This is a genomic window from Rahnella laticis (genome assembly GCF_015644585.1).
Classification (GTDB): domain Bacteria; phylum Pseudomonadota; class Gammaproteobacteria; order Enterobacterales; family Enterobacteriaceae; genus Rahnella; species Rahnella laticis.
Genome location: NZ_JADOBI010000001.1, coordinates 593,978 through 608,412, shown reverse-complemented (window position 1 = coordinate 608,412; position 14,435 = coordinate 593,978). Strand labels below are relative to the sequence as shown.

Here is a 14,435-nt window from a genome sequence, read left to right as displayed (position 1 = left end):
ATTTTCCTGACTGACAGGATTGTTATTTTCCCGTCACGGTGCTGACAGCCCCGCCGCCCTACCCTGAACCGGCTCATTCACAGTCGAAGTCCGTTTCGTTATCACAACGACAGCGAACACCACACATTCGGGAGATACCATGAAATCCACTTTCCTCAGCGCCATGCTGCTGACAGCCATTGCCGGAATGACGTCCGCCCATGCGGCTGATTACCGTAAAAATCCATTCACGCTGGTGTATGACGGCGCGATCACCGAAAACGTCCAGGGCAAGGTCAACATTCATCCGGTGAAATACGATCTTCACGGCATTCAGATTGCCGCGAATGTCTACACGCCCGCCAACTACGACCCGGCAAAAAAATACCCGACGGTGGTCGTCGCGCACCCTAACGGCGGCGTAAAAGAACAGGTCGCCGGGCTTTACGCGCAGCGCCTCGCCGAACACGGCTACATCACCATTGCGGCCGATGCGGCGTATCAGGGAGCCAGCGGCGGTATGCCGCGCAGCGTCGATAAACCGGCAAACCGCATTGAAGATATTCACGGCATGGCCGACTACATCAGCCAGTATCCGGGCGTGGACACCGCACGCATCGGCCTGCTGGGCATCTGCGGCGGCGGCGGTTATTCCCTGAAAGCCGCCCAGACCGACAAACGCTTCAAAGCACTGGCGACGCTGAGCATGTTTAACTCCGGCCTGGTGCGCCGCAACGGCTATCAGGACTCGCAGATTTCCACCATTCAGGAACGCCTGAAACAGGCAACCGACGCACGCATCAAAGAAGTCACCACGGGCGAAATCAGTTATACGGGCGACGCGAAGCTCACCGACGAACAGGTCGCGAAACTCCCGTTTGATCTGTACCGTCAGGGCTTCGAGTACTACGGAAAAACCCACGCGCACCCGAACTCGACCTTCCGCTACACCACCAGCAGCCTGCTGGATCTGATGAGTTTTGATGCCTCGACCAGTATGGATCTCATCAACCAGCCTTTACTGATGATGGCCGGCACCAAAGCCGACTCGCTTTACATGACGGAAAGCGCGTTTAAAAAGGCCACCGGCACACAGAATAAAGAGCTGTATCTGATCGAAGGCGCGACGCACATCGAGACGTACTGGGTGCCGCGTTATGTCGATCAGGCAATGACCAAACTTGATACCTTCTTCGACAAAAATATCTAACCCGCCGTTTTAGCCCCTCGCGTAGTCAGTGCCATCACGGCGCTGGCTACGGTAAATACCGCGATAATCCAGCCCATCGTCCACGGCGTCCCGTCACTGAGCAGCGCCAGCAACAATGAAGAGATAATCCCGCTGCCGTACTGCAACGCCCCCATCAGTGCAGAGGCAGAACCGGCAACGTTCGGCACGGCGTCCAGCGCGGCGGCGGTTGACGTCGCGGCAATAACGCCATTCATCGCAAAGAAAACAAATACCGCCGCCACAATCAGGCCGATCCCGCCAATTCCTGCGCCGGTCGCCAGCGCCAGCACCAGTGCGGCCAGCATTGCGATACACACGGCGTATCTGAGTAACGTTTCCAGCGGATAACGATGCACCAGACGCCGGTTAACCATGCTCACCGCCATCAGCCCGACGATATTGATGGCAAAAAGCCAGCCGTAATGCTGCGGCTCGACGCCAAAATAGGTGATGTAAACGAAAGGTGAGCCGGTGATAAACGCATACGCCGCGACGTAATAGAACGTCAGGCACAACGTAAAACGCATGTACTGTGTGTTGCTCAGCAGCGTGAAGTAGTTGCGAAAGGCACTGCGCAGTGACGCTTTCACGCGCTTTTCTTCCGGTAAGGTTTCCGGCAGCCAGAACAGGGAAATCAGCATGAATGTGCCGATCACCGCCAGCAGCCAGAAAATAGAATGCCAGGAAGTCACTTTGATCATCTGCCCGCCCAGCAGCGGCCCGGCAATCGGGGCGATCGCCATGATAATCATCAGCGTCGAAAGCATTTGCGCCGCGCGGGTGCGGCTGAACAGGTCACGGATCATCGCCCGCGCCAGCATCGGGCCGGTACATGCGCCCAGCGCCTGAAAGACACGCCAGAAAACAATCTGCCCGATATCCGTGGATAACGCGCAACCGGCGGAACCGATGACGAACAACACCATGCCGATAAACAGCGGCAGACGACGCCCAAAATGATCGCTTACCGGCCCCCAGATCAGTTGTGCAATACAAAAACCGATTAAAAAACCGGTGATGGTCAGTTCCGCGTCGCCCTGTAAATCCTTCGCCATCAGCGGCATGGCGGGTAAATAAATGTCGGTCGATAAAGACGTGAAAGCCATTAATGCGCTGAGAATAAGTACAAACGTGAGGCCGGTCGTTTTTCCGGTAGCGATCTGCGATCGTGCCTGAGAATCAGTCATGGTGTTCCATCGGGAAATAAGGAGAGGACTTTATACTAGCGGGTTCACGGCGGGAGATAATGGCGGGGAATCGGATAGAGATTATGAGCTGTATTCATGAATGCGGGCTGTTGCCGCCCCGCCAGACGCAAAAATGCCCGCTCAGGAAAACCCGGCGGGCGTAGTGTTTTTATCGCTTAAAGTTTACGGCTTAACGTTACCGGCTTAACTGTTGATTTCAGGCAGTTCAGTCGCGCCAGCCCATCGCCGGTGCCACGTGTTTCAGGATCGATTCTATAACGTGAACGTTGTAATCCACGCCCAGCTGATTCGGCACAGTCAGCAATAACGTGTCCGCTTCAGCAATCGCTTCGTCCTGTTTCAGCTGTTCAATCAGCCTGTCCGGCGTCGCCGCATAGCTGCGCCCGAAGATGGCACGGGTTTTCTCGTCAAGATAACCGACTTTGTCACCGTCGTTGCCGCCACCGCCAAAATACATGCGATCGCGGTCATCCATCAGCGCAAAAATACTGCGGCTGACAGAAACGCGTGGCGCGCGTGTATGCCCCGCTTCGGCCCACGCCGCGCGGTACGCCCGGATTTGCGCCGCCTGCTGGATATGGAACGGCTCGCCGGTTTCATCATCTTTCAGCGTCGAGCTTTGCAGATTCATACCCAGCTTCGCCGCCCAGACTGCGGTCGCATTCGAACCCGCGCCCCACCAGATGCGGTCACGTAGACCTTCAGAATAAGGCTCAGGCCGCAGCAAGCCCGGCGGATTCGGGAACATCGGCTGAGGATTCGGTTTCGCAAAACCTTCGCCGCGCAGCACGTCGAGGAACTTTTCCGTCGTGCGGCGCGCCATATCCGCCTCGGTTTCACCTTCTTCAGGCTGATAACCAAAGTAGCGCCAGCCATCAATCACCTGCTCCGGTGAACCCCGGCTAATCCCCAGCTGCAAACGCCCGCCGGAAATCAGATCCGCCGCGCTGGCGTCTTCGGCCATATACAGCGGATTTTCATAACGCATGTCGATCACGCCGGTACCGATTTCAATCTTGCGGGTCTTCGCACCAATCGCGGCCAGCAGCGGGAACGGCGAACTCAGCTGACGCGCAAAGTGATGCACGCGAAAATACGCGCCATCCGCGCCCAGTTCTTCAGCGGCGACGGCCAGATCGATAGATTGCAGCAAAGCGTCAGCCGCCGAACGGGTGCCGGACTGTGGCGACGGCGTCCAGTGACCAAATGATAAAAATCCAATATTTTTCATCGAGTATTCATCCTCATATTCAGGGAGATAATCCGCAAAGAGGCCCTTTTCGCCAGGCCGCAATAATAGATTCACTCTACGCGATTCAGGATGAGAATAAATATCATTTGTTTAACATAAGGATTCAATAAATTTGAAGGAGAGCAGACTTTTTTGCTTGTTTTTTAATAACCTGAACAAATAGTCGCCATAAAAACGCAGATGTAAAAAATCCTTTGCCAACGACGTCATCACCCGTTATTATGCGCCCCGTTCACACGATTCCTCTGTAGTTCAGTCGGTAGAACGGCGGACTGTTAATCCGTATGTCACTGGTTCGAGTCCAGTCAGAGGAGCCAAATTTAGAGAAGCCCGCTTAGGAAACTAAGCGGGCTTTTTGTTTTGGTTTTTTTGAGTGACGGCTTTAAGCCAAAGAACAAATTGATGAGGGTATCTCGCACTTTTCCTGGAGTGGCAGGTTGCGAAAACGCGCCTCGTCAACCTGAATTCGCTATAAAATCCGCCGCATTAAAAAGTAACGTATTTTTAAATTTTAAAAATCCATTTACAGCGAAATTATCTACTATTCTTAGTCATGGAATAAATTTCCATTGTGATTATTAGTTCTACTTTTTTCAGTTTTACAGCCTTCCTTTTTATAACTTGCATCACCCGGCTCGTGAAGAGCCTTAATGTTGAAGATGAAAATGTTTTCTGTTTCTTCAATCAGTTGAACGCAAAGATTAATTAAGGACAACATAAATGACTCACATTCCCGAACACTCAACAGCGACGTATCCCGATACGCGTCTGCCCGCCGCGAGCAGCAGCGCCGTATCATGGGGTGCGATATTTGCTGGCGCTGCAGCTGCGGCATCCCTCGCTTTAATTTTGCTTATATTGGGCGCTGGTTTAGGTCTCACGTCCGTTTCGCCATGGGAAAATCATGGGCTTGACGCAGGCACGGTGGGTATCGCTGCCATAGCCTGGCTGGCGTTTACTCAGATTGTTGCGTCGGGCATGGGAGGCTATTTATCCGGACGACTGCGCACGAAATGGGTCGATACCCACACCGATGAAGTCTATTTCCGCGATACTGCACATGGGTTTTTAGCCTGGGCTGTCGCGGCGCTTGTCTCTGCTGTGCTGTTAACGAGCACGTTGGGAACACTCGTCGGAGGGGGGGCTAAAATCGTGGGTAACGTTGCCAGCGGTGCGGCGAGTCTGGCGAACAAATCGTCTGCGATACCCGGTTCGTCAATGGACTATTTCGTTAACACGATGTTCAGGGCGAACAATCCTGCCACACCTGCAAACGGTGTAGCCGATCCCGCGTCGTCAACAGTCGCACCTGCTCCTGCAACGCCATCGGCATCTCACCCATCCGTTTCTCCTGCACAGTTAGCCGAAGTGACCGGTATATTTGCCAACAGCATAACGTCCGGCGCCTTACCCCAGGATGATCGTCAGTATGTCGCGCGGTTGATTGCTCAAAACACGGGTATCAGTCAGCAAGAGGCTGAACAGAGGGTACAAAGCACCTATGACAAAGCCCAGGCTAAATTAAAAGAAGCGAAGGAAAAAGCGCAGCAAGCTGCTGATGCCGCACGCAAAACCACGAGCTATCTGATGCTCTGGACATTTATTTCTTTGCTGGCGGGCGCTTTCGTAGCGAGCTTGTGTGCGACCTTCGGTGGCCGTCAACGTGATTTATAATCCTTAAATATGAGAGAGGTTTACCATGCGCTCATTGTTACTGTTATTTTTAGGCGTGCCCATTCCAATCATTATCCTGATTGCGCTCTTTGCCCATTAATGCTTATCCGGCACGTGGCATTGTGATCAGTCATATCAGAGTAGTGGCAGGGAAACCAGGAATCACCCGCCTTTGTTAATCTGCCTCTGCAGCGGGTCATTCAGAGGCTCTTGACGAAAATTGAACCTGGTTTTAGCAAACAGATTAGCCAGTTACGGGTAATGGCGATCCCGACCAGAAAAGCCCGCTCAGAAAACTAAGCGGGCTTTTTATTTTCCAGAGGATGCCCTAACCGGTAGACAGGGATCTGCCGCGTGGTCCCGGTCAGATTATCGAAGGCTTCGGCCCCGGCGGTGGCAATCCGCATGCCGGACTTTCTCAGCGTTGAAACGTCAGCGGCGATACGCTGCATACCGAACCAGAATAAACCGTCCAGAGCGCTGACAGATAAACCGGCTTCCAGCGCCAGACGCAGACGTTCACGAGGTGCTTTAACCTGTTTTGCAATGTCCTGATACGCGGTCGTTGTCACGCCATCCGCCGTCACGCGGCGGATCCGGTGGGTAAAACGATAGCGAAAAGCATCGGGGACATTGTTCAGATCGGCCCTGATGCTATAAACACAGCCATACCGGTTTTCGCTGATGTTGACCGGCTTGCGGCCCAACGGCAGCGTTTTACGCAGTTGATCTATCAGCTGCGGGGCGCGGATCAGCTGGAGGCGAAACGGGATTTCAAAGCTGGTGACGTAATCCACATTCAGTAACGCAAGATGCAGCCGCTCTTCACTTCCGGCTTTTATCTGCCTGCACTCTTCTGTCACTTCCGCCCACTGCTGCGTTAGCCGGGGAGATTCGTCAATTGCCGCAAATTGGTATTTTTCGATTTGATAATCGATACGTTCACTCATCATTATTCCCCGCGCCTGTCTGTCATCAAACCGTATAAAACTAAACCAAATACCGTTGTTTACGCGACAAAAAAATCATCTATTTGACGGTAAACGACATCCCTGTTTTGCACCGCCTGAGACACGCTTACTGCCGGCGTTTCCATTCATCCACGACATCGCCCAACGTCTTTTGAATATCATTGCGGATCCAGGCCATGAAATCGCGGTCGAACCGGAACTCCTCTCCGCAATGCTCAGTCATGAAACGACGAACGTTTTGCGTGTTTTTATACTCTTTATCGACGACCGTAGCGGGTGTAAGTGATGCACTGTGCCAGTCAGTTTTCATCGGTCCTGCTCCTGAAATGCAAATAAGGGGAAAGCCGTTTACCTTAAATGAGCTGCTTTATATTTTCCATATCACCGCAATATTTCAACGCCCGCCTCATACAGTCAGTTAATCAACACATTAAAGTTTTCCCCCGGAATGCCGATAACTTCCCTGTGAGTTCCTTTTTTGCTGTACCGAACAGGAGAACGAAATGGATGTATCGCAAATTGCTTCGCTGGCGACCGGGCTTGATAATCTGGATCTCAGCAACAAAGTTGACACCCTGATGTTGAAAAAGACCCTGGATAACCAGCAGTCAACCGCAAGCAGCCTCATCGAATCAATCCCGCAGCTGCCTGCTAATCCGGCAATTGGCCGCAATATCAATATCACCGTCTGAATCCCCTTTTCACCTGTTCACTGTTGATGAACGCACCGCGTTTTCAGCAGTGTCAGTTTCTGACTCTCCGTCACAGGCAGAGCATTGGGCGACTGCGCCGTTATGGGATATATTACGGGCAATCTTTTTATGACAGGTAACATCGCCAATGGCTCTGATCCCAAAAAACTACGCGCGCTTGGAAAGCGGATATCGTGAAAAAGCCCTCAAAATCTATCCCTGGGTCTGCGGACGCTGCACGCGGGAATTTGTTTATTCAAACCTGCGGGAATTAACGGTTCACCATATCGATCACGATCACACCAATAACCCGGAAGACGGCAGTAACTGGGAATTGTTGTGTCTGTATTGTCATGACCACGAACACTCAAAATACACCGAAGCGGATCAGTACGGCACCCGCGTAGTCGCGGGCGAAGACGCACAAGATGATGTGGATGCGGCAACCTATAATCCGTTTGCCGATTTAAAGTCGATGCTGAATAAGAAGAAGTAATTTAACGATACAAAAAAGCCCACCCGATCAATCCGGGCGGGCTTTCAACTTAATACTTCAGCTCATCGCATCTCAAATATCAAAACGGTCCAGATTCATCACTTTGGTCCAGGCGGCGACGAAGTCTTTCACGAATTTCTCTTTCGCATCACTGCTGGCGTAAACCTCGGCGCTGGCGCGCAGAACGGCATTCGAGCCAAACACCAGATCGGCGCGGGTGGCGGTGAATTTAGATTCTCCGCTGACGCGGTCACGCCCTTCGAAACGTTCACCGGTGGAATCAGTGGCTTTCCATTCGGTGCGCATATCGAGCAGATTGGTGAAGAAGTCCGCGTTCAGCTCGCCGGTTTTATCTGTGAATACGCCGTGCTGGCTGCCGTCGAAGTTGGTTCCCAGCGCACGTAATCCGCCAATCAGCACCGTTAATTCTGGTACGGTCAGCGTCAGTTGCTGAGCCTTGTCGATCAGGAGATTTTCAGTCGAGGTTTTGCCGGTATCACCGCGATAGTTACGGAAACCATCGGCTCTCGGTTTAAGCAAATCAAACGACTCAACATCGGTCTGATCCTGACGCGCATCCACACGCCCCGGCGTAAACGGCACATCGATGTCGACGTTAGCCGCTTTCGCTGCTTTTTCCACACCGACGACGCCCGCCAGCACAATCACATCCGCCAGCGACGCTTTCGGATGCGACTGCTGAATGGACTCCAGCGTTGGCAACACGCGCACTGCGGCGGCGTTAACGTCCCATTGTCTTTGCGGCAGTAACGCCAGACGCGCACCGTTGGCCCCGCCGCGTTTATCACCGCCACGGAATGTCGAGGCCGATGCCCACGCTACCGACGTCAGTTCGCCAGCCGTCAGGCCGGACGCCGCAATTTTCTCTTTCAGCACGGCGATATCGGCAACGGTCGGATGATAAACCGGCACCGGCAGCGGATCCTGCCAGATTAAGTCTTCTTTCGGCACTTCCGGCCCGATATAACGCGCTTTTGGCCCCATATCGCGGTGAGTCAGCTTGTACCAGGCTCTGGCAAAGGCTTCGTTAAAGGCCTGCGGATCGCTGTGGAAACGGCGCGAAATTCTCTCGAATTCCGGATCGAAACGCAGCGTCAGGTCAGTCACCAGCATGGTTGGTTTGCGTTTTTTCGACGTATCGAACGGATCAGGAATGATGTCCGGCGCATCGGCGGCTTCAAACTGAATAGCGCCCGCCGGGCTGCGGGTCTGCACCCACTCATATTTGAACAGGTTTTCGAAGAAGTAGTTGCTCCACTGGGTTGGCGTCTGCGACCAGATGACTTCCAGACCGGACGTAATCGCATCCGGCCCGGCACCGCTGCCGTAGCTGTTTGCCCAGCCCAGACCCTGCGCTTCAATCGGTGCGGTTTCCGGATCAACGTCCACATGGCTGGCTTCTGCCGCGCCATGAGTTTTACCCAGCGTATGTCCACCGGCGATTAACGCGACAATCTCTTCGTCGTTCATGCCCATATTGCCGAAAGTGGCGCGGATCGCCGGCGCCGCAGAGGCCGGATCGCCGCTGTGGTTCGGGCCTTCAGGGTTGACGTAAATCAGCCCCATTTCCGTTGCGCCCAACGGGGATTTGGCAAGTTCTTCAGGATGACGATGTTCCAGCCAGGTGGTTTCGTCGCCCCAGTTCACATCCAGATCCGGTTCCCAGACGTCTTCGCGCCCGGCACCAAAACCAAAGGTGCGAAAACCGGAATTCTCCAGTGCGACGTTACCCGCCAGAATATAGAGATCGGCCCAGGAAATTTTTTGGCCGTATTTTTGTTTCACCGGCCAGAGCAGGCGGCGCGCTTTGTCGAGGCTGACGTTATCCGGCCAGGAGTTCAGCGGAGCAAAACGTTGCTGACCACGGCCTGAGCCACCACGGCCGTCAACGGAACGGTATGTCCCGGCGCTGTGCCATGCCAAGCGAATGAAAAGACCAATGTAGCTGCCCCAGTCGGCGGGCCACCAGGGTTGCGACTCGGTCAGGACGCCTTTGATATCGGCTTTGAGCGCGGAGTAATCTAACTTGGCAAATTCTTTGCGGTAATCAAACGCCTCACCCAACGGGTTTGAGCGGGCGGAATGCTGGTTCAGTAAATCGGTTCTGAGCTGGTTTGGCCACCAGTCGCGATTGCTTGTCCCGCCGCCAGACGTTTCATTGCTTTTGCCTGCATGAAAAGGACACTTACCGGCGGAGGCTTCACGGTCTGCTTCAACAATGGGTTTTGCGTCGTTTGCTTCTTCATCAATAGAACTGCTCATGCTCACACTCCTGTTATGTAGTCTCATTGCTACTCTATACGCGGATTTAAACCAGTCACATCTGGAACATCCTATGCATTTGATAGACCTTCCCTTCCTTCTCAGCGTTCGTTCTGTGAGTTTCCACAATTTCTGAATCCCGACACTGATTATAGAATAGCCAGTTAAAGTGAAAGGCTTCTCTTTCGGTGTCGCAAAATGAAAAAAGCCCGCTCAGATTTCCTGAAGCGGGCTTTTTACAGAGAAGCTCAATGTTATGCGTGAACCACTTTCTTCGCGTCCAGTGCTTTATGAATTGCAGCTTCGAGTTCGTTGATTTCGAATTTCGCCACATACCCGTCGGCACCGACTTTGCGGACGTGATCTTCGTTGGCGCTGCCCGAGAGCGAGGAGTGGATAATCACCGGGATATTCTTCAGGAACTCGTCACGCTTGATATTGAGCGTCAGCGTGAAACCGTCCATTTCCGGCATTTCCAGATCTGTCAGCACAAAGGAAATTTTGTCTGAAATAGGCACGCCCGCGGCTTTACATTCTTCGGCCATTTTGCGGATTTTATTCCAGGCTTCCAGGCCGGTTACGTGCATCTGCGCCGGGATTTCCATCATGTTCAGGCCTTTTTCCAACATCTGTCGCGCAACTTTGGAATCTTCCGCAACAATCGCCACCGTGCCCGGTTTCATCTTGAACGAGCTGGTTTTCTTTTTATCCATGTCGATATTGTTGTTCGGAATAATGTCATGCAGGATTTGCTCGACGTCCAGCACCAGCGCCAGACGGTTGCTGGATTTATCGTTATCCAGACGCGCAATACTGGTGATGTTACGGCTCTTCACGCCGGATTCTGCCGCCAGCACCTGGCTCCATTCCAGACGAACAATATCGTCCACCGATTCCACCGCAAATGCCTGCGTGCTGCGGGCATACTCGGTAACCAGCAAAATATTCAGCCCGGTTTTCGGCACACAGCCGACGACCGCAGGCAGGTCAATTACCGGGATAATTTCACCGCGAATATTGGTCATCCCCATCATCGGCGATGACATTCCCGCCGCTTTGGTCAGCGTCGGCATAGGGACAATTTCACGCAGTTTGAAAACGTTGATGCCAAATAATTCTGACTGCTCTTCATCAGGCGATGAGCCCAGACGGAACAACAGTAATTCAAACCGGTTTGATGAAGTGAGATTTGTTCTTTCATCAATTTCTTTCTGAAAATTATCCATACTTTCCCCATGCCTTCGTTATTAGTTTTCGTGTGCGTTTGCCGTGCGCGTCATTCGGAAAAACAGGAAATTAATTTTCTTTTTTTCTCAGAGGGACTGCTTATTTATCGGCTCGGACGGGGAAATTCTTTAGTGCAGAGAGGAAATTGAGCAGGAGAAAGGGATCCGGCACCCGTAAGATGCCGGAAAAAACGGTTAACCGGCGATTTTCACCAGCGTTCGGCCCTGAATTTTATTATCGAGGAAATCAGCCGCCACGGCCGGAGCCTGTTCCAGCGTGATTTCAGTCGCCGCCTGCCCGTAGAAACTCTGCGGCAGGGTTTTCAGCAGACGTGCCCAGACGGCAGAACGGCGGTCAGCCGGGACAGAAACGGAATCGACGCCCTGCAAACGCACGTTGCGCAGAATAAACGGCATTACGGTGGTCGGCAGACCAAAACCGCCCGCCAGCCCGCAGGCCGCCACGCAGCCGCCATAGTTAGTTTGCGCCAGCACTTTGGCCAGCACTTTGTCACCGACGGTATCCACTGCGCCCGCCCAGATCTGTTTTTCCAGCGGACGGGTTTCGGCGAAATCATCGCGGGAGAGAATTTCGCTGGCACCCAGTTTACGCAGGTAATCATGCGTGGATTCACGGCCCGTTACGGCGGCAACGGTATAACCGAGCGTATGCAGCAAGGCGACAGCCGTGCTGCCCACGCCGCCGCTGGCACCGGTCACGACGACGGTTCCGCTTTCCGGTTTAACGCCCGCGTCTTCAAGCGCCATCACGCACAACATGGCGGTGAAACCTGCCGTGCCGATGATCATCGCATTACGCGCCGCCAGTCCCTCCGGCAAAGCCACCAGCCAGTCGCCTTTCACGCAGGCCTGTTCTGCCAGACCGCCCCAGTGTGTTTCGCCCACGCCCCAGCCGGTGAGAATGACCGGCTGGCCGGCAGTATAGCGGGCGTCATTGCTGCGGCTGACGCGGCCGGAAAAATCGATCCCCGGCACCATTGGAAACTGACGGATGATTTTGCCTTTGCCGGTGATCGCCAGCGCGTCTTTGTAATTCAGACCGGACCAGCTGATATCAACCAGCACATCGCCTTCCGCCATTTCCGGCAGTGCGATCTCTTTAACTTCGGCCAGTGTGGCTTTGTCTAGCTGTTCCAGAACCAGTGCTTTCATTTTTTTCCCTTAATTATTCAGGATTTCGAAGAGTTGTCGTTAGAAATGCGATGACTAACGTAATGATTGCAGGTGCTATTTTTGGATTTCTTCTATTTTTGAATTTCTTGTTGAAGGCTTTTCTGAAAATAGGCCCAAAACTGATTCAGGGGTTCGGCTGAACGGAACAGTTTGGCGCGCATCACCGCCCCTTCCCAGCCCGACCAGAAAATTTCTGCCAACTGCGCCGGTGGCATGTCGGAGTTTATGTCTCCCGCCCGCTGCGCTTCTTCCAGACAATGCGCCACGCGGCTTTCCCACTCCTGCAAAATCGCTTTCAGCTTTTCCGGGAAATCATCGGGAAGCAGCGGTGATTCCTGTAATAAATTGCCGACCAGGCAGCCGCGTTTAAATTCAAATCTCGCCATGCCCTGACCGGCGTGACCGACAAATGCACCGATGCGTTGCAGCGGCGGCAATGCGTCGTTGAGTAAAAATTTGTCGAGCTTATGGGCGAAGAACGAGCCGTAGGACGTCAGCACCGCCATGCCGAAATCCTGTTTGCTGGCGAAATAGTGGTAGAACGATCCTTTGGGCACAGAGATGTTTTTAATCACCGCATCGATGCCCGCAGACAGATAGCCCATCTCCGTGATGACTTCCAGACCAGAGCGGATCAGCGCTTCACGCGTATCCGCAAACTCGCGTTCGGTTTTCGGTGGACGGCCACGGCGGGGCTTTTTAGCTGCCTCTGGCGGGACTTCCTGCGGGATTGTCAGCGCATCACTCATAATTTAGACCGATCGTTTTTTAATTGCCAAAAGCCTACGCCCAATTCCCTGCGCAGGCAACCCCGTCATCCCCTGAACAGCAAAAAGCCCGCCGCGGCTGAACCGGGCGGGCTTTTTGTAACTATCAGTATGTTGTAACTATTTCACGCTCACTGCCTCACGGACAGTTTCCTGCACGCTGTAGCGGTTAGTTTTGAACGGAATATCCAGACGCTCGCGCAGCGTATGCGCCTCGGAAGGATGCCAGTAACCGCGCGCCGCCAGCACCGGCAGCACCAGACGGGTGATGTCGTCGAGCGCTTCGGTCAGCACCGGTCCGCTGATGATAAACCCGCTCGCACCGCCCTCCTCCACCCAGCGGATCAGCCGGTCGGCGACCTGTTCCGGCGTACCGAAAAACTCGCCGCGCGGCAGCGTAGTCTGATACGCCACTTCACGCAGCGTCAGGTTTTCTTCTTTCGCCTGTTTCTTGATGCTGTCGGTTGTGGAACGGAATGTGTTCTGGCCTAAATCGCCCAGCTCCGGGAACGGGCCATCCGGCGGATACTGGCTAAAATCGTGATGGTCAAAGAAGCGGCCGAGATACGCCAGCGCGTCGTCGAGCGACAGCAGCGAAAGCAGATACTGATACTTGGCTTCGGCTTCTGCTTCAGTTTTGCCGACAACCGGGCTGATACCGGGGAATATCCCCACCGGATGACGGCCATTTTTTGCCACCTGCGCCCGGAGTTTGGCGGAGTATTCCTGCGCCTCTTCCAGCGTGCGCGCATTGGTGAAGACCGCATCGGCAGATTTACCCGCCAGCGCGATTCCCGCATCAGAAGCGCCTGCCTGGAAAATCACCGGCTGCCCCTGCGGCGAACGCTGGATATTCAGCGGGCCTTCGACCGAGAAGAATTGCCCCTGATGATTGAGTTTGTGCAGTTTAGCGGCATCGAAAAACACGCCGCTTTCACGGTCGCGCACAAACGCGCCGTCTTCCCACGAATCCCACAAACCCTGCACCACGCTGATGTACTCTTCCGCAATCTGGTAACGCAGCGCATGCTCAGGGTGATCTTTGCCAAAGTTTTTCGCCGAACCGGCCAGCGGCGATGTCACCACGTTCCAGCCCGCACGCCCCTGACTGATGTTGTCAATCGATGCCAGCTGGCGCGCCACGGTAAACGGATCGCTGTACGACGTCGAAATCGTCCCGGCCAGCCCGATGCTGTGGGTGGCGGACGCCAGTGCCGACAGCAACGCAACCGGCTCAAAACGGTTGAGGAAATGCGGCAGCGATTTTTCGTTGATGTGCAGACCGTCGGCCACGAACAGGAAATCAAAACCGGCGGCTTCGGCGCGCAACGCTAAATCACGAAAATACGGAAAATTCACGCTGGCATCGGCAGGCGCTTTTTCGTGACGCCACGAATTCATATGCCCGCCTGCCCCGTGCAACATCAGACCGAGCTTGATACTTTTTGAATGGCTCATGAGA

Annotated in this window: 13 protein-coding genes and 1 tRNA gene; 5 read left to right on the top strand and 9 right to left on the bottom strand. The window is 53.9% G+C overall.

The window, feature by feature from the left end; translation table 11 throughout:
* Positions 1-139 precede the first annotated feature (139 nt).
* Positions 140-1,189: an alpha/beta hydrolase gene (locus IV433_RS02765; RefSeq protein ID WP_195812535.1), complete on the top strand. Its 1,050-nt coding sequence runs from the start codon at positions 140-142 to the stop codon at positions 1,187-1,189.
* Here IV433_RS02765 and IV433_RS02760 read toward each other — a convergent pair.
* Both IV433_RS02760 and IV433_RS02755 read right to left on the bottom strand, forming a co-directional pair.
* A complete protein-coding gene (locus tag IV433_RS02760) occupies positions 1,186-2,397 on the bottom strand; it encodes a multidrug effflux MFS transporter (protein ID WP_195812536.1) in 1,212 nt (403 codons plus the stop codon). The two genes, IV433_RS02765 and IV433_RS02760, sit on opposite strands and share 4 nt — an antisense overlap.
* Before the next feature lie 226 nt (positions 2,398-2,623).
* On the bottom strand, positions 2,624-3,649 hold the full coding sequence (locus IV433_RS02755; protein ID WP_195812537.1) for an LLM class flavin-dependent oxidoreductase: 1,026 nt from the start codon (positions 3,647-3,649) through the stop codon (positions 2,624-2,626).
* Positions 3,650-3,911: 262 nt separating this feature from the next.
* On the opposite strand from IV433_RS02755, the gene IV433_RS02750 reads away from it, so the two are divergent.
* Positions 3,912-3,987: transfer RNA gene (locus IV433_RS02750), tRNA-Asn, on the top strand.
* 403 nt (positions 3,988-4,390) lie between these two features.
* A complete protein-coding gene (locus IV433_RS02745; protein WP_195812538.1) occupies positions 4,391-5,344 on the top strand; it encodes a hypothetical protein in 954 nt (317 codons plus the stop codon).
* A 296-nt stretch (positions 5,345-5,640) separates the two neighbouring features.
* Here the strand turns inward: IV433_RS02745 and IV433_RS02740 are convergent, their stop codons facing one another.
* Positions 5,641-6,294, bottom strand: a complete 654-nt coding sequence (locus IV433_RS02740; RefSeq protein WP_195812950.1) for an ECs1377 family protein — start codon at positions 6,292-6,294, stop codon at positions 5,641-5,643.
* A gap of 127 nt (positions 6,295-6,421) precedes the next feature.
* Positions 6,422-6,625 carry a DUF6434 domain-containing protein gene (locus tag IV433_RS02735; protein WP_195812539.1) on the bottom strand — a complete coding sequence of 68 codons (204 nt, stop codon included), beginning with the start codon at positions 6,623-6,625 and terminating at the stop codon, positions 6,422-6,424.
* 193 nt (positions 6,626-6,818) lie between these two features.
* On the opposite strand from IV433_RS02735, the gene IV433_RS02730 reads away from it, so the two are divergent.
* Together IV433_RS02730 and yajD are read left to right on the top strand one after the other, a co-directional pair.
* Positions 6,819-7,007 carry a YjfB family protein gene (locus tag IV433_RS02730; protein ID WP_195812540.1) on the top strand — a complete coding sequence of 63 codons (189 nt, stop codon included), beginning with the start codon at positions 6,819-6,821 and terminating at the stop codon, positions 7,005-7,007.
* A gap of 148 nt (positions 7,008-7,155) precedes the next feature.
* Entirely contained in the window at positions 7,156-7,503 is a 348-nt protein-coding gene (gene yajD / locus IV433_RS02725; protein WP_152325980.1) for an HNH nuclease YajD, read from the top strand.
* A gap of 72 nt (positions 7,504-7,575) precedes the next feature.
* Here yajD and katG read toward each other — a convergent pair whose 3' ends face one another.
* The 5 genes from katG to IV433_RS02700 form a co-directional block, all read right to left on the bottom strand.
* On the bottom strand, positions 7,576-9,786 hold the full coding sequence (gene katG / locus IV433_RS02720; protein WP_195812541.1) for a catalase/peroxidase HPI: 2,211 nt from the start codon (positions 9,784-9,786) through the stop codon (positions 7,576-7,578).
* A gap of 254 nt (positions 9,787-10,040) precedes the next feature.
* Positions 10,041-11,012 carry a chemotaxis protein gene (locus tag IV433_RS02715; protein ID WP_195812542.1) on the bottom strand — a complete coding sequence of 324 codons (972 nt, stop codon included), beginning with the start codon at positions 11,010-11,012 and terminating at the stop codon, positions 10,041-10,043.
* Between the two features lie 195 nt (positions 11,013-11,207).
* On the bottom strand, positions 11,208-12,185 hold the full coding sequence (locus IV433_RS02710) for an oxidoreductase (RefSeq protein ID WP_195812543.1): 978 nt from the start codon (positions 12,183-12,185) through the stop codon (positions 11,208-11,210).
* Between the two features lie 92 nt (positions 12,186-12,277).
* Positions 12,278-12,955 (bottom strand): acrylate utilization transcriptional regulator AcuR, encoded by a 678-nt coding sequence (gene acuR / locus IV433_RS02705; RefSeq protein ID WP_195812544.1) that lies wholly within the window; start codon positions 12,953-12,955, stop codon positions 12,278-12,280.
* A 138-nt stretch (positions 12,956-13,093) separates the two neighbouring features.
* A complete protein-coding gene (locus tag IV433_RS02700) occupies positions 13,094-14,431 on the bottom strand; it encodes an LLM class flavin-dependent oxidoreductase (RefSeq protein ID WP_195812545.1) in 1,338 nt (445 codons plus the stop codon).
* Between the last annotated feature and the right edge of the window lie 4 nt (positions 14,432-14,435).

Coding starts and splice junctions, on each gene's coding strand:
- IV433_RS02745 (WP_195812538.1), top strand. CDS start 4,391: ATGACTCACATTCCCGAACACTCAACAGCGACGTATCCCGATACGCGT.
- acuR (WP_195812544.1), bottom strand. CDS start 12,955: ATGAGTGATGCGCTGACAATCCCGCAGGAAGTCCCGCCAGAGGCAGCT.
- IV433_RS02730 (WP_195812540.1), top strand. CDS start 6,819: ATGGATGTATCGCAAATTGCTTCGCTGGCGACCGGGCTTGATAATCTG.
- IV433_RS02760 (WP_195812536.1), bottom strand. CDS start 2,397: ATGACTGATTCTCAGGCACGATCGCAGATCGCTACCGGAAAAACGACC.
- IV433_RS02735 (WP_195812539.1), bottom strand. CDS start 6,625: ATGAAAACTGACTGGCACAGTGCATCACTTACACCCGCTACGGTCGTC.
- yajD (WP_152325980.1), top strand. CDS start 7,156: ATGGCTCTGATCCCAAAAAACTACGCGCGCTTGGAAAGCGGATATCGT.
- IV433_RS02755 (WP_195812537.1), bottom strand. CDS start 3,649: ATGAAAAATATTGGATTTTTATCATTTGGTCACTGGACGCCGTCGCCA.
- katG (WP_195812541.1), bottom strand. CDS start 9,786: ATGAGCAGTTCTATTGATGAAGAAGCAAACGACGCAAAACCCATTGTT.
- IV433_RS02710 (WP_195812543.1), bottom strand. CDS start 12,185: ATGAAAGCACTGGTTCTGGAACAGCTAGACAAAGCCACACTGGCCGAA.
- IV433_RS02765 (WP_195812535.1), top strand. CDS start 140: ATGAAATCCACTTTCCTCAGCGCCATGCTGCTGACAGCCATTGCCGGA.
- IV433_RS02715 (WP_195812542.1), bottom strand. CDS start 11,012: ATGGATAATTTTCAGAAAGAAATTGATGAAAGAACAAATCTCACTTCA.
- IV433_RS02700 (WP_195812545.1), bottom strand. CDS start 14,431: ATGAGCCATTCAAAAAGTATCAAGCTCGGTCTGATGTTGCACGGGGCA.
- IV433_RS02740 (WP_195812950.1), bottom strand. CDS start 6,294: ATGAGTGAACGTATCGATTATCAAATCGAAAAATACCAATTTGCGGCA.